Source organism: Actinoplanes sp. CA-142083, assembly GCF_050942195.1.
GTDB lineage: Bacteria > Actinomycetota > Actinomycetes > Mycobacteriales > Micromonosporaceae > Actinoplanes.
Window position 1 is genome coordinate 8,619,286 of the sequence record NZ_CP192076.1, and the last position, 14,250, is coordinate 8,633,535.

Consider the following 14,250-nt stretch of genomic DNA (forward strand, 5'->3'; position numbering starts at 1 on the left):
TAGGCGGCCGTGTCAAAAATGTTTTACACGTGCTGCCGATCTGACAGAAGCTCAGTCGACAGCAGGCTCATGATGTCGGCGGGCTGGGTGGGCTTGCCGAAGAGGTAGCCCTGGCCGTGGTCGATGCCGATGCGGCGCAGCGTCTCCCACTGCTCGTCGGTCTCGATGCCCTCGGCCACGGTCTGCATCTTCAGCGCCTGCCCGAGGCCGGCCACCGCGTCCACCAGCGCCACGTCGTCCTCGTCGATGTGCACCTCGTCGACGAAGGTCTTGTCGATCTTGATGACGTCGACCGGGAGCTGCTTGAGGTAGCTGAGCGACGAGTACCCGGTGCCGAAGTCGTCGATGGCCAGGCGGACGCCGAGGCGGCGCAGCGCGTGCAGGGTCTCCTTGGCCGCCTCGATGTCGGCCATCAGCATCGACTCGGTGATCTCCAGCGTGAGCGAGGCCGGGTCGAGGCCGGCGTCGGCGAGCGCCGCCGCGACGTCGTCGACCAGCCCGGCGTACTGGAACTGTCGGGCCGAGAGGTTGACGTTGACCTTGAGGTGGGCGGCCGCCGGCGTCGCGGCGCGCCAGCTCGCCAGCTGCGCGCACGCCTGGCGCAGCACCCAGCGCCCGAGCGGCACGATCAGGCCGTTCGCCTCGGCGCCGGCGATGAAGTGGTACGGGCCGAGCAGGCCGTCGCGCGGGTGCTGCCACCGCACGAGCGCCTCGACGGCGGTGAGGCGCTGCGTGTGCATGTCGACGACGGGCTGGTAGAGCACGCGGAACTCCTCGTGCTCCAGCGCGTGCTCGAGGTCGGCGCGCTGCTGCGCCTCCTCCAGGACCGACATGCTCATCGTGGGGTCGAAGATCGCGTACGCGTTGCGGCCACCCCGCTTGGCCGCGTACATCGCCAGGTCGGCGTTGCCGAGCAGCTGCTCGGCGCAGACGGCGCCGGTCGAGGTCGGCTCGCAGCCGGTGGAGCTGGCGAGGCCGATGCTCAGCGAGCAGGTGATGTCGCGGCTGGCCAGCCGGATCGGCTCGCGGGCGGTGGTCAGCAGGCGCTCGGCGAGGCCGGACGCGTCGGCCGGGTCGAGGTCGCGCAGCAGGATGGCGAACTCGTCGCCGCCGAGCCGGGCCAGCACGTCGCCCGGGCGCACCTGGGCGCGCAGCCGCTCGGCGATCGTGGTGAGCAGGTCGTCGCCGGCGCTGTGGCCGAGGTTGTCGTTGACCAGCTTGAAGTCGTCCAGGTCCAGCAGCAGGACGGTGGTGGGACGGTCGCCGGCGTTCTGGACCGCGTCCTCGAGCTTCTTGCGGAACATGGCCCGGTTGGGCATGCCGGTCAGCGAGTCGGTGAACGCCTGGTGGATCAGCTGGCGCTCGAGCTCGCGCCGCTCCCCGATGTCGCGCAGGCTCACCACCACGGCCTGCAGGTCGGGGTCGTTGATCCAGTTGGTGCCCATGACGTCGACGTAGACCCACTCGCCGGCGGCGTTGAGCAGCCGGGTCTCGGTGCGCTCGCTGCGGCCGATCGGCAGGGCCAGCATCCGGTTCATGAACTCGTGCACGTCGGCGGCGCGGTCGGCCTGCATCACGTCGGTGAGCAGCTTGCCGGTCAGCGCGGCGGCGTCCCGGCCGAGCAGGTGGCGGATCGACGGGCTCACGTACTTGAGCTCGCCGTTGCGGCCGACCGCGACCACGGCGTCGGCCGAGGCCTCGAGCAGGGTCTCGGCCCGCTGCTCGGCCGCGTGCCGGCGGGCGTCGAGGCGGCGGCGGCTCTGCGCGTTGATCGCGGCGAGAGCGCTCAGGCAGGCGTGCATGGCCAGCAACACCAGCGTGCCGACCACGCCGACGTCGGCCTTCAGCGGCAGCAGCAGCGCGTAGCCGGCGCCGGTGAGCACGCCCATCATGACCACGAACCGCGGCGACCAGACCGTGGCCGCCGACATCAGCAGCAGGAGGGCGGCCGGGAGGTAGAGCATCGCGCCGCGCGGGTCGGCGATGCCGAAGAGCACCAGGACCGGCAGCTCGGCGAACCACCAGTAGTGGAGCCGGCGCCGGACGCGTTCCTGCCGGACCAGCTTCTGCCAGGGCAGGCGGAGCGCGGCGGCCTGGAGCACCACCGCGGCGGCCACCGGGACGAGCCACCACCGCATCGCGGACGGCCAGCTCAGGGCGATCCGCAGTCCACCGATCGCGGTGACCACCGCCGCGATGGTCGACCCGATGAGGATCTGGCGGGCCCAGTAGTCCGCGGTGTGATCGTCCAACTCGTCGTGTCGCCGCACGGCTGGTCAATCGGCCCTACCTTTTGCTACCTGAGTGAAACCGGGCCCATGACAAATATCAGTGGCTGAGTGAGTGCTCGCTCAGTAGTGTGGCTCCTCGTGGAGAACAGGCGTAGAAGGGTTCCGGCGCTCGCGCCGGAAGAGCGCCGGCAGGCCCTCATCGCGGCGACCATCCCGCTGCTGCACGAGCACGGTCTCGACGTCAGCACGCGGCAGATCGCCGCGGCCGCGGGCGTCGCCGAGGGCACCATCTTCGGCGTCTTCGAAAGCAAGAACTCGCTGGTCGTGTGCTCGGTCATCCAGGCGCTCGACCCCCAGGTGACGCTCGACGGGCTGGCCGCGATCGACCGGTCGCTGCCGCTGCGCGACCGGATGTCCGCGGCGGCCGAGCTGATCCACGCCCGGATGGCGGAAAACGCCCAACTGATGACCGCGGCGCGCAAGCTGATCCTGGCCGGGCAGAGCGACCCCGAGACCGGCGGCCGGATGGCTTCCTCCCGGGAACGGCTGCGCGACGCGCTCATCGCGGTCATCGAGCCGGACGCGGCCCTGCTACGCCGCCCGCCACACGCGGTGGCGCAGACCCTGCTGCTGTTCTGCGGCGCCAACACGTACGGGCCGTTCGGCGACCCGGACAACTTCCGCGGGGCCGAATTGGTCTCGCTGCTTCTAGACGGCTTTCTTATCAAAGAAGAGGACAAGCGGGGGGCTCAGTAGAAGTGCTCATCCAACTGCTCCGCGGCCATCTCCGGCCGTACAAGGGCGCGATCACCCTGGTCGTGCTCTTCCAGTTCTTCCAAACGCTGGCGACGCTCTACCTGCCGACGCTGAACGCCGACATCATCGACAACGGCGTGGTCAAGGGCGACACCGGTTACGTGATGCGGATCGGCATCGGCATGCTCGGCATCACGGTGCTCCAGATCGCGGCACAGGCCGTCGCGGTGTACTTCGGGGCCCGCACCGCGATGGCGGTCGGCCGCGACGTACGCAATTCGATCTTCTCGCGGGTGCAGGACTTCTCGGCCCGGGAGGTCGGCCAGTTCGGCGCCCCGTCGCTGATCACCCGGACCACCAACGACGTGCAGCAGGTCCAGATGCTGGTGCTGCTCACGTTCACGCTGATGGTCTCGGCGCCGATCATGTGCATCGGCGGCGTGGTGCTGGCGTTGCGGCAGGACGTGCCACTCTCGGCCATGCTGCTGGTGATCGTGCCGATCCTGATCTCGGTGGTCGCCTTGATCATTGTGCGGATGCGGCCGCTGTTCCGCACGATGCAGGTGCGCATCGACAAGGTCAACCAGGTGATGCGCGAGCAGATCACCGGCATCCGGGTGATCCGCGCGTTCGTCCGCGACGACCGCGAGCAGGCTCGCTACGAGGGTGCGAACGACGAGCTCACCGACGTCTCGCTGCGGGCCGGCAAGCTCATGGCGCTGATGTTCCCGACCGTGATGCTGATCGTGAACCTGTCCAGCGTCGCGGTGCTGTGGTTCGGCGGTCACCGGATCGACGGCGGCGCCATGCAGATCGGCGCGCTCACCGCGTTCCTCAGCTACCTCATGCAGATCCTGATGTCGATCATGATGGCGACCTTCATGTTCGTCATGATCCCGCGGGCCGAGGTCTGCGCCGAGCGCATCCGCGAGGTGCTCACCACCGAGTCGAGCGTCACGCCGCCGCTCGCCCCGGTCACTACGCTGAGCCGGCACGGCTTCCTGGAGCTGCGGGACGTGGGCTTCCGCTATCCCGGCGCCGAGGCGCCGGTGCTCTGTGACATCAATCTCACGGCGCGACCGCGCGAGGTCACGGCCATCATCGGGAGTACGGGCAGCGGCAAGACCACCCTGCTCAACCTGGTGCCGCGGCTTTTCGACGCGACCGATGGCCAGATCCTGGTCGACGGCGTCGACGTGCGCGAGCTCGACGAGAAACTGCTTTCGCGTACGGTCGGGCTCGTCCCCCAGAAGCCGTACCTGTTTACCGGCACGGTGGCGACCAACCTGCGCTACGGCAATCCCGACGCCACCGACGAGCAGCTCTGGGAGGCCCTCGAGATCGCCCAGGCCCGCGACTTCGTGGAGAAGATGGACGGCGGCCTCGACGCGCCGATCGCCCAGGGCGGCACGAACGTGTCCGGCGGCCAGCGGCAGCGTCTCGCGATCGCCCGGCTGCTGGTGGCCCGGCCCGAGATCTACCTCTTCGACGACTCGTTCTCGGCGCTCGACTACGCCACCGACGCCGCGCTGCGTGCCGCGCTGACCGAGCACATCGCCGACGCGACGGTGGTCGTGGTGGCCCAGCGGGTGAGCACCATCCGCGACGCCGACCGCATCATCGTCCTCGACGACGGCCGGGTGGTGGGCACAGGCACTCATGCCGAACTCATGGACGCCAATTCGACGTACAGGGAAATTGTCTTGTCGCAACTCACTGAGCAGGAGGCCGCCGCATGACCGCGCCCACCCGCCGGTCTGGGCCGCCGGTAGGCGGACCGCCCGCAGCCCGGATGATGATGGGCGCCGGCGGGCCGCCCGAGAAGCTGCAGGACTTCAAGGGGTCCACGAAGCGACTCCTGGGACTGCTCAAGCCGTACCGTGCCCTGGTCTCTCTGGTCTTGCTCTTCGGCGTTGCCAGCGTCGCGCTGTCGGTCTCCGGCCCGCGCCTGCTCGGCCACGCCACCGACATCATCTTCTCCGGCGTGATCGGCAAGTCCGTGCCGGAGGGTGTCAGCAAGGCGCAGATCATCGAGCAGTTGCGGGCCAACGGCGAGAACACCCGCGCCGACCTGCTCTCCGCGATCGACTTCGTGCCCGGCCAGGGCATCGACTTCGACAAGCTGCTGCACCTGCTCGGCTGGGTGGCGGTCGTCTACCTGTGCGCCTGGCTGTTCGGCGTCTTCCAGGGCCGGCTCACCGCGACTGTCGTGCAGAAGGCCGTCTACCGGCTGCGGCAGGACGTCGAGGCGAAACTGTCCCGGCTCCCGCTGTCGTACTTCGACCAGCAGGCCCGCGGCGAGGTGCTCAGCCGGGCCACCAACGACACCGACAACATCGCGCAGACCCTCCAGCAGACGTTCGCCCAGCTGGTCACGGCCCTGCTGATGATCGTCGGCGTACTCGGCTTCATGTTCTGGATCTCGTGGGTGCTCGCGCTGATCGCCCTGGTCACCGTCCCTGTGTCGATCTTGGTGACCACGTTCATCGGCAAGCGCTCGCAGCCCAACTTCGTCGCCCAGTGGAAGACGACGGGCAAGCTCAACGGCCACATCGAGGAGATGTTCACCGGCCACTCGCTGGTCAAGGTCTTCGGCCGGCAGGACGAAGCCCGGAAGACCTTCGAAGAACACAACGACAAGCTGTACGCGTCGAGCTTCCGTGCCCAGTTCATCTCGGGCCTCATCCAGCCCGCCATGATGTTCATCAGCAACCTGAACTACGTGCTGGTGGCGGTGGTCGGCGGCCTGCAGGTCGCCTCCGGCAACTTGTCGCTCGGCGAGGTGCAGGCGTTCATCCAGTACTCGCGCCAGTTCAGCCAGCCGCTGACCCAGGTCGCCTCGATGGCCAACCTGATCCAGTCCGGCGTGGCCTCGGCCGAGCGCGTGTTCGCCCTGCTCGACGCCCCCGAGCAGTCCCCCGACCCGGCTTTTGTCAATTTGGGGCGGGCCGAGGGCCGGGTGGCGTTCGAGGATGTGTCCTTCCGCTACCTGCCGGACAAGCCGCTGATCGAGCACCTCTCGCTGGTGGCCGAGCCCGGGCAAACGGTCGCGATCGTCGGCCCTACCGGCGCCGGCAAAACCACTCTGGTCAACCTGATCATGCGGTTCTACGACGTCGACTCCGGGCGGATCACGCTGGACGGGGTCGACATCAACACGATGCCCCGCGAGGAACTGCGCGAGCAGATCGGCATGGTTCTGCAGGACACGTGGCTGTTCGGCGGCACCATCGCCGAGAACATCGCGTACGGCGCCGACTCGTTCGACATGGCTTCGGTGCAGGCCGCGGCGGAGGCGGCACACGTCGACCACTTCGTCCGCATGCTGCCCGACGGCTACGAGACGGTGATCGACGAGGAGGGCTCTAACGTCAGCGCCGGCCAGAAACAGCTGATCACCATCGCCCGGGCATTCCTGGCCGAGCCGAGCATCCTCATCCTCGACGAGGCCACCAGCTCGGTCGACACCCGCACCGAGGTCCTGATCCAGCGAGCCATGAACACGCTGCGCAGCGGCCGGACGAGCTTCGTAATCGCCCACCGCCTCTCCACCATCCGCGACGCCGACGTCATCCTCGTGATGGAGCACGGCCAGATAGTCGAGCAGGGCACGCACGACGCCCTGATAGCCGCCGACGGCGCCTACGCCCGCTTGTATTCCGCCCAGTTCGCCCAGGCAGTAGCCGAGGTCGACTGAGTTTTTGTCGGCGAGCGCGGGCTGTCCGGTCCGCGCTCGCCGACTTTTTGTCGTACGCATGTTCGATACTTGGGCATGCTCGAAACGGTCCAGCGATGGGAAGAGGAAGCCGCCAAGGCGGCCCACTCCGCGCTGTGGCCCCTGCCCGACGCCGAGCTGCTGGAGCTGTTGCAGGCGACCCACCGCTTGCAGCAGACCATCGCCGCCCTCCAGATCCGTGTGGTCCGCGAGGCCGGCACCCGCGACCTCCCCGCCAAGCACGGCCATCGCACCCCGGCCGCCTGGCTGCGCGACCAGTTACGCCTGGACCCACAGCCGGCCCGCGAGCTGGCAGCGGCCGCCGCCCTCCTGCGCAACCGACCGACAGTTGAGCGCGCCCTGATAGACGGCCTCGTAGACCTACGCCAGGCCACCGCAATCGCCACCGCCGTCGACGCAGTGCCCCACGCCCTCACCGACGCGCAGGCCGCCACCGCCGCTCAGTTAGGCGACGGCGCCATTCACCTGGATCCCGCTGATATCGCCAACCACGCGGAAGCGACTCTGATCGAGATGGCGGCCCAGTTCCCCGCCTACCAGCTGCGCAAGCTGGGCGACCGGATCCTGGCTCACGTAGCCCCCGAGATAGCCGAGCTGGCCGACGAGGCCGCCCTGCGCCGAGCCGAGGCGCGCGCCCACCAGCGGCGTTCCTTCACCCTGTCCCTGCCAGTGAACGGCATGGTCCGCTTGTCCGGCGCCCTGGGCGTGGAGGACGCCGCCATCGTGACCGCCGCCCTACAGCCTTTGTGCGGCCCGACGCCAGGCGACGACCGTTCCTTCCCACAACGCCGCGCCGACGCCCTGATCGACGTTTGCCGCCTGGCCCTGCGCACCACCGAGCTCCCCCACGGCGGCGGCGAGCCACCCCAGCTGGCGCTGACCATCCCCTTCGCTCCGCTGGCCTCCGCGCTGGGCGCCACCGCCCACCCCCGCCTTTCGAGCACCACCGGCCAGCTGCACACCGGCGTCCACTTCGGCCGGCTGGGCGTCGGTGTCCTGCCCGACGGCGAGCGGATCTCCGCCGCGACGGCACGCCGCCTAGCCTGCGACGCCCGCATCCTGCCGCTCATCCTGGGCGGCACTTCCCAGGTCCTGGACGTAGGCCGCAGCCGACGCCTGGCCCACGGCGCCCTACGCCGAGCCCTGACCGTCCGCGACGGCGGCTGCGCCTTCCCCGGCTGCGACCGCCCGCCCCGCTGGTGCGAAGCACACCATCTGCGCCCTTGGTCCGAAGGCGGCAAGACCGACCTGGACAACCTGGTCCTGCTGTGCCGCCACCATCACCGCCTGCTACACGTCCCAGCCGGCGGCTGGCAGGCCAAGCTCGACCCCGACCGGCTACCCACCTTCGTGCCCCCGCCCTGGACAGACCCCCAGCAGCGCCCCCGCCGCAACCTCTTCCACCCGCGCACATAGGCCACCACAAGGCAAGCCACGAGAACCGCGCGAACACGCGCCGCGCGGCCCCGCTGCCCCGCGCCTCGCGCGCTCGGCGCCGCCGCTCGCGTCGCCGTGCTCGCCCGCCCGCGCCCTCGCGCCATGCCCGCCTGCGGCTGGGAGCTTGCAACGCAAAGCGGCGGGGGCGGCCAGTGGCCGCCCCCGCCTTCGTTCGGTCAGGTGGTACTTACTTGATGGTGATCTTCTTGGCGGCGGTGTAGCCCGGGGCCAGGCCGTCCGGCGTGTAGCCGGCGACGAAGGCCCGGACGGTCACCACGGTGCCGGAAGCGATCTTGGCGCTACCACGCCAGATGTTGTCGCTGCCGGTGGTGCCGCGCCACGCGTTGACCCACGCACCGTTCACCGCGCGCTGCACGATGACGGTCTGGCCGGGGCCACGCGGGTTGCCCTGGACCGCGAGGCTCAGCGTGCCCTTCGAGGGCGAGCTGGCCACGAAGACCGGGTTCTGCGTGACGGTGACCATGACCTCGTCGGTCTTGTCCTCGCCGGAGGCCACGCCGAAGCGGGTGCCCTCACCGATCCAGCGCGAGAACGAGTAGTTGCCGTCCTTGTCGCTCTTGGTGGAGAGGATCTTCTTGAGCTCGCCACCACCGCCCATCGGAGCGGACCAGAGGTCGACAGTGCTGTCGGCCGGCGCCTTGCCCGTGATCGGCACGGCAACCGCACCGAGGATGTTCTTCGGCGCCGAGATCGTCAGCTTGCCCGAGGGCTCGCCGGGACCACCGGGCTCGCCCGGCTTGCCGCCGTCGCTGGCCGCGATCGTGACGAAGCCCGGCTTGACCGAACCGCTGCCGGCGAAGCCGGTACCGGAGATCTCGATCGCCTCGTCCGGCTCGGACGTGGTGTCATCGGCGATAAGGAGGTTGCCGATGCTGACCGTGGCACCGTTCGCCGTTCCGGCCGCGACGTTCACCAGGAACGAAGCCGGCGAGAAGTCGTTGGCCTGGGCGGCCGCGGCGGTGCCGTTCTTCTTGCCCGCGAGCGTCAGGTTGAGCACGGTTGCACCCTGCGCGGAACCTTCCGTGACGCCGGTCAGCGCGACGTTGTCACCCTCCTTGACGTTCTTGGCGTCGACCACGAGGACGGGCGCCGTGTCGTCGTTGGTGAGCGTCAGCGTGGCGTTGAGCGGACCACCGGTTGCGTCGGTCTCACCGGCGGTCAGGGACACCGTGAACTTCGCGGTCTCGTCGGCCTCGAAGACGGTGTCGCCCTTGACCAGGATCAGCACGTAGCCCGAGGTCGCACCGACCGGAATCGACTGCGGGTTCGAGCCGGGATCCGTCATCAGGTCGTAGTCGTCGCTGCCGAGCGCCGCAAGGTTCTCCTGCGCCGTACCCGCGTCGGGGGTGGCGTAGTTGACGTCCCAGTCGATGATGTGGGTGCTCGGGTTCGAGAGGTTCACCTGGAAGAGAGCGGCGGAGTAACCGTTGCCCTCCGGCATGGCGATGTTGGTCTGCGCGAGGCTGATGACCGGCTTCGCGTCGTCGTCCTTGATCAGCACCTGGTTGGTGCCGAGGGACTGGCCGGCCGACAGCGCGGTGCTGTTGACGTCGGTGAGGGTGACGGCCATGTTCTCGCCGTCGTCCTCGTCGACAGCGTCACCGATCACGTCGATCGTGAAGGTCTTCTCCGTGTCGCCGGGGGCGAAGGTAAGGTCGCCGCTGGTGGTCACGAAGTCCTGGCCTGCGGTCGCGGCGCCGATGAGGCCACCGTTACCGGTGCCGCCGGCGACGGCGTAGTGCACCTTCTGCTCGCGACCGGACGCCTTCGACAGCTTCACGCTGAAGGTGCGGGCCCGCGGCGTGGTGGCGCTGCCCTCGTCGATCTGCATCGGCGAGAGAACGACCTGCGGCGGAGAGGCCGTGCCGCTGTCGTTGATGCCGTCGACAGCCGTGGCCGAAACGCCGAGGCTGGCGTTGGTCGGCTGGGACAGCGTGACCGAGAAGTCCTCGGGGCTGACCTCGTCCGTGTTGTCCCCGAGCGTCGCGATGGTGAGCGGCGTCGTCGGCGCGGTCGCCAGCGGCGGGATACTCACCGTAGCGGCAGCGGCGGCGGTGTAGTCGGCGCCCGCCTTGGCAATGCCGTGAGACGGCGCCGCCGCGGGACCGTCCGAGGTGTCGTACTTCGCCGTGACTGTCTGCTCCGAACGCCCGGTCAGGGTGACCGTGAACGGCGCGGGCGAGCCCTCGGTGACGGTGCCGCCGCTGGCGATGTTGATGACCGGCGGGGCGTCGTCGTCGGAGATGTTCACCGTGACCGACTGCGTGCCGGTCACGCCGGTGCCGGGTGCACCGTTGACCGTGAAGCTCTGGATGTCCGGCTCATCGATGTTGTCGTCGATGACGTCCACCTGAGCGGTACCGGTCGTGTTGCCGTTGGTGATCGAGATGGTTCCGCTGAGCGCGGTGTAGTCCTCACCGGCCTTCGCGGTGCCGTCCAGCGTCGAGACCGGGATGGTCACGGTGCCGACGGCGGCCGTGGCCAGCGTCGCCGTGATGGTGGCGTGGCGGCTGCCGGCCGACAGCGACTCACTCACCGTGCTCGGCGCGGCGGTGAGGGTGTAGGTCGGGTTGTCATCATCGATGATCGTGCCCGTGCCGCCGGTGGCCGAGCCGCCGTTGTTCGGAGTGAGCGTGACGCTGAACGTCTCGTCGGCCTCGTCGGTGGTGTCGGCCGTGGTCGCCACCGTGAACGTCATGGTCTGCGTGACGTTCGATGCGTTCGCGTTGAAGTGCACGCTCGCCGGGCTGGGCGCGCCGTGGTCGCCCGCCGACGTCGTGACGTCGCCGAGCGCGATGGCCACGTCCTCAGCGGCGACGTCGTTACCGGCGCCCGGTGCCGCCTGCGTGATGGTGAAGGTGATTGTTCCGGCCTCGGTTGCCGAGGCGTTCGCGACCGAATACGACGCGGCAACCGTGGCGGCCTGAGCGGGCGAAGCCACGAAGACCGCTGGCACGAAGCCGATTGCGGCGGCGACGGCGGTCGTCAGGACCGCTCGTGCCGGCCTTGAACCACGCAGCGGAAGCGGAACCCAGCCGCTTCTGGCCGCATGGTCTTCTCGATAGCGCATGCTTTCTTTCTCCTTCGGCGGCTGGGCTGCCTCCGTCGGGGGAGGCCCCTAGCTTTGCGTCCCCGCGTTGCCGCGGGTTTGCCTGTTCGGGTACCGCACCTGAGGGCGGCTCGGGGCGCCGGGGATGTCCGGCTCCAGCAGCGCAAATGCCCGACAACATCGGGCATGAGGCCGCGCCTTCCGTAATCTAACCGGCATATAACGGCGTTACCGGCGGAACGCATTTTTCCGGCTTAAATCCGGGCAAGGTGCCGCAGCGCACATCCTCGGATTTCCGAAAAGGGATCAAGGGACGTGGCGGCGACGGATAATCGCCGGCGCTCAGGGGGCGGATCGGGCGGCGCGGCGGCGGCGGATGAATGCGGGCAGCCACGGGGCGGCGGCGATCAAGAGGAAGAGCAGCAGCAATGGGGTGCGCCACCACCAGGAGAGGGCGGCGGGCGGGGCCGGCTGGGCGGGCCCGGCCAGCGGGCGGGTGGACTTGGACCAGGCCAGGAAGGCGTCGCCGATGGGGAGCACGCCGAGGGCGTAGCGGCGGGTGTGAAGGGTGTCCAAGGGGACGCCCAGGACCTCGCCGAAGTTCGCCAGGCCGGAAGCCAGGGAGCGGTCGCCCTGCATGCGAGCGGCGCCGAGGGTGACGACTGTTGCGGAGAAAGAGATGCCAAGGGGAAGTGGGCCGGAATCCACATCGGCGGGGCCAGAGATTCCGTGCGGATATTCCCGGATGGCCGGTCCCAGACCTAAAGGCCTTGAAAGGAATTTTGTCCGAAATGTCAAGTATTGGTCGCGGGCAAACTGACTGTCTATTTCCGGCAGGAATCGCTGGATGATGCTCTGGGAAGTGCCGCGGGCGCCCGAGGTGAAAGCGCCGGTGTCGACGTCGGCGGTGTGTGGCATCAGGCCGGTGGCGGGGTCGAGGTTGACGCGTACGCCGGAGAGCCAGCGGGTGATCGTGGCGCCGTAGCGAGGGGGCCGCAGCTTGTCGTGCAGGGCCAGCGAGGCGATGGCGACCGTGGAGTCGACCGGCCAGGCCTGACCGGGATAGGCGGCCAGGAACGGAACCGGCGAGGCGTCGAAGGCGGCGGCCAGGTCGGCGGAGTCGCTGTCGAAGGCGGGGTCGGCGGTGCCGCGCGGCTGCAGGGAAAGGATGGCGCCGCGCAGGTAGTTGAGCCAGCCCCGGTAGAAGACGCCGTATTGAGGGCTGAGGCCGGCGTCGAAGGGCTCACGTGCCGTGGGCGAGTCCAGGTGGGTCAGGGCCCAGCGGGCCTCGTCGAGGTCGCCGAGGTTGACGGCGGTCAGGCCGTAGAGCGCGTACGAGAAGAAGTAGCCCTCGGGGAACTGCTGTTGCGCGCGGGTGGCGGCGCCGTCCTCCAGCGCGGCACGCAGGAACGTCTGCTGACGCCGTACGGAATCAGTGGTCTGTGCGGGAGCGACCAGCCGGACCGCGGCGACCAGCGCGACCACGCCGATGATGATCGCGGCTGCAAGCCGCGCCACGCGTCCCACCCGAGCCATCGACAGATCCTAGAAGGCGGGTGAGTTCGCCGACACGTCGACCTAGATCCATCTGAAAGAAACCTGTGAATGGTGGCGTGGGGGTGACCGATAATTCACTGGTATTGGAGTGCGCATCCATGAATGTTCTGCGTTCCCGTCGTGGGCGCATCGCGCTGGCGCTGGCCGCGACCGCGTTCGTCGCGGCGCCTACGGTCGCGCTGGCCTCCGACGCGCACCAGGACCGCACCCAGGCCGCCAAGCACGCCATCCAGGGCGGCAAGGCGCGCAACGTCATCCTGCTCATCGGTGACGGCATGGGCGACAGCGAGATCACCATCGCCCGCAACTACCAGGTCGGCGCGAACGGGCGCCTGGCCATGGACAAGCTGCCGCTGACCGGCGCGTACACCACCTACGCGGTGCAGAAGGCGAACCCGGCGCTGCCGGAGTACGTGACCGACTCGGCCGCGTCCGGCACCGGCTGGGCGACCGGGCACAAGACCTACAACGGCGCCATCTCGGTGCTGCCGAGCGAGAAGCCGATCCCGACGATCCTGGAGCTGGCCAAGGCGGCCGGCTACAAGACCGGCGACGTCTCGACCGCCGAGCTGCAGGACGCCACGCCGGCCGTGCTCGGCTCGCACGTGATCAGCCGGAACTGCAAGGGCCCGGACGCCATGGCCGAGTGCGCCGTCAACGACAAGGTCAACGGCGGGGCCGGCTCGATCGCCGAGCAGCTCGTGCAGACCAAGCCGGACGTCCTGCTGGGCGGTGGCAAGCAGTTCTTCGACCAGACCGTGAAGGCCGGCAAGTACAAGGGCCTGACGGTCGCGCAGCAGGCGCAGGTGAACGGCTACCAGATCGTCACCGACGCGGCCGGCCTGTCCGCCGCGAGCAGGAAGGGCCCGATCCTGGGCGCCTTCGCCAAGAACAACATGGATCTGGAGTGGGTGGGCCCGACCCCGACCAAGACCGGCACCGCGCCGGCCAAGTGCGCGGTGAACACCGCCCGCACGGCCACGCAGCCGCACCTGGTCGACATGACCACGAAGGCCCTGGACGTGCTCGACTACCAGACCCGCGGTAGCCACAAGGGCTTCTTCCTGCAGGTCGAGGGCGCCTCGATCGACAAGCAGGACCACGCCGCCAACCCGTGCGGCCAGATCGGCGAGACCGTGGCGTTCGACGCCGCGATCAAGAAGGTCCTCGACTACCAACGCTCGCACCCGGACACCCTGGTGGTCGTCACCGCCGACCACGGCCACACCAGCCAGATCGTGGAGACCACCACGCTCGGCTACACGGCCACGCTGATCACGGCGGACAACGCCAACATGACGATCAGCTACGCCACCGCGGAGATCACCGGCTCGCAGCAGCACACCGGCACCGAGGTGCGGATCGCCGCCGGCGGCCCGCAGGCGGCCAACGTGCTCGGCGTGACCAACCAGACCGACCTGTTCTTCACCATGAAGCGGGCCCTGGGTCTGAAGTAACACCCG

At 69.2% G+C, this 14,250-nt stretch carries 8 protein-coding genes and 1 riboswitch; of the genes, 5 read left to right on the plus strand and 3 right to left on the minus strand.

Annotated elements, in window-relative coordinates; genetic code table 11:
- Positions 1-23: 23 nt before the first annotated feature.
- A complete protein-coding gene (locus tag ACQPZX_RS39460; RefSeq protein WP_433367349.1) occupies positions 24-2,270 on the minus strand; it encodes a putative bifunctional diguanylate cyclase/phosphodiesterase in 2,247 nt (748 codons plus the stop codon).
- A gap of 99 nt (positions 2,271-2,369) precedes the next feature.
- On the opposite strand from ACQPZX_RS39460, the gene ACQPZX_RS39465 reads away from it, so the two are divergent.
- From ACQPZX_RS39465 to ACQPZX_RS39480, 4 genes are all read left to right on the plus strand, one after another.
- Positions 2,370-2,987 (plus strand): TetR/AcrR family transcriptional regulator, encoded by a 618-nt coding sequence (locus ACQPZX_RS39465; RefSeq protein WP_433367353.1) that lies wholly within the window; start codon positions 2,370-2,372, stop codon positions 2,985-2,987.
- A gap of 2 nt (positions 2,988-2,989) precedes the next feature.
- On the plus strand, positions 2,990-4,726 hold the full coding sequence (locus ACQPZX_RS39470; RefSeq protein ID WP_433367356.1) for an ABC transporter ATP-binding protein: 1,737 nt from the start codon (positions 2,990-2,992) through the stop codon (positions 4,724-4,726).
- Positions 4,723-6,684 carry an ABC transporter ATP-binding protein gene (locus ACQPZX_RS39475; RefSeq protein WP_433367359.1) on the plus strand — a complete coding sequence of 654 codons (1,962 nt, stop codon included), beginning with the start codon at positions 4,723-4,725 and terminating at the stop codon, positions 6,682-6,684. Before ACQPZX_RS39470 ends, ACQPZX_RS39475 begins: the two co-directional genes overlap by 4 nt.
- Positions 6,685-6,759: 75 nt before the next feature.
- Complete coding sequence (locus ACQPZX_RS39480; protein WP_433367361.1) at positions 6,760-8,139, plus strand: DUF222 domain-containing protein; 1,380 nt, start codon at positions 6,760-6,762, stop codon at positions 8,137-8,139.
- Positions 8,140-8,347: 208 nt separating this feature from the next.
- Here ACQPZX_RS39480 and ACQPZX_RS39485 read toward each other — a convergent pair whose 3' ends face one another.
- Positions 8,348-11,137 carry a Calx-beta domain-containing protein gene (locus tag ACQPZX_RS39485; RefSeq protein WP_433367364.1) on the minus strand — a complete coding sequence of 930 codons (2,790 nt, stop codon included), beginning with the start codon at positions 11,135-11,137 and terminating at the stop codon, positions 8,348-8,350.
- Between the two features lie 127 nt (positions 11,138-11,264).
- Positions 11,265-11,344: riboswitch (cyclic di-GMP riboswitch) on the minus strand.
- A 228-nt stretch (positions 11,345-11,572) separates the two neighbouring features.
- A complete protein-coding gene (locus tag ACQPZX_RS39490; protein ID WP_433367366.1) occupies positions 11,573-12,766 on the minus strand; it encodes a hypothetical protein in 1,194 nt (397 codons plus the stop codon).
- A gap of 119 nt (positions 12,767-12,885) precedes the next feature.
- Between ACQPZX_RS39490 and phoA the strand changes: the two genes are divergently transcribed.
- The gene (gene phoA, locus ACQPZX_RS39495; protein WP_433367368.1) at positions 12,886-14,244 is read left to right on the plus strand and encodes an alkaline phosphatase; all 1,359 of its coding nucleotides are present in this window, start codon (positions 12,886-12,888) and stop codon (positions 14,242-14,244) included.
- The last annotated feature ends 6 nt before the right edge of the window (positions 14,245-14,250 follow it).

What these genes read in the sequence shown, in the direction of transcription:
- ACQPZX_RS39480 (WP_433367361.1), top strand. Translation starts at nt 6,760, where the DNA reads ATGCTCGAAACGGTCCAGCGATGGGAAGAGGAAGCCGCCAAGGCGGCC.
- ACQPZX_RS39475 (WP_433367359.1), top strand. Translation starts at nt 4,723, where the DNA reads ATGACCGCGCCCACCCGCCGGTCTGGGCCGCCGGTAGGCGGACCGCCC.
- phoA (WP_433367368.1), top strand. Translation starts at nt 12,886, where the DNA reads ATGAATGTTCTGCGTTCCCGTCGTGGGCGCATCGCGCTGGCGCTGGCC.
- ACQPZX_RS39490 (WP_433367366.1), bottom strand. Translation starts at nt 12,766, where the DNA reads ATGGCTCGGGTGGGACGCGTGGCGCGGCTTGCAGCCGCGATCATCATC.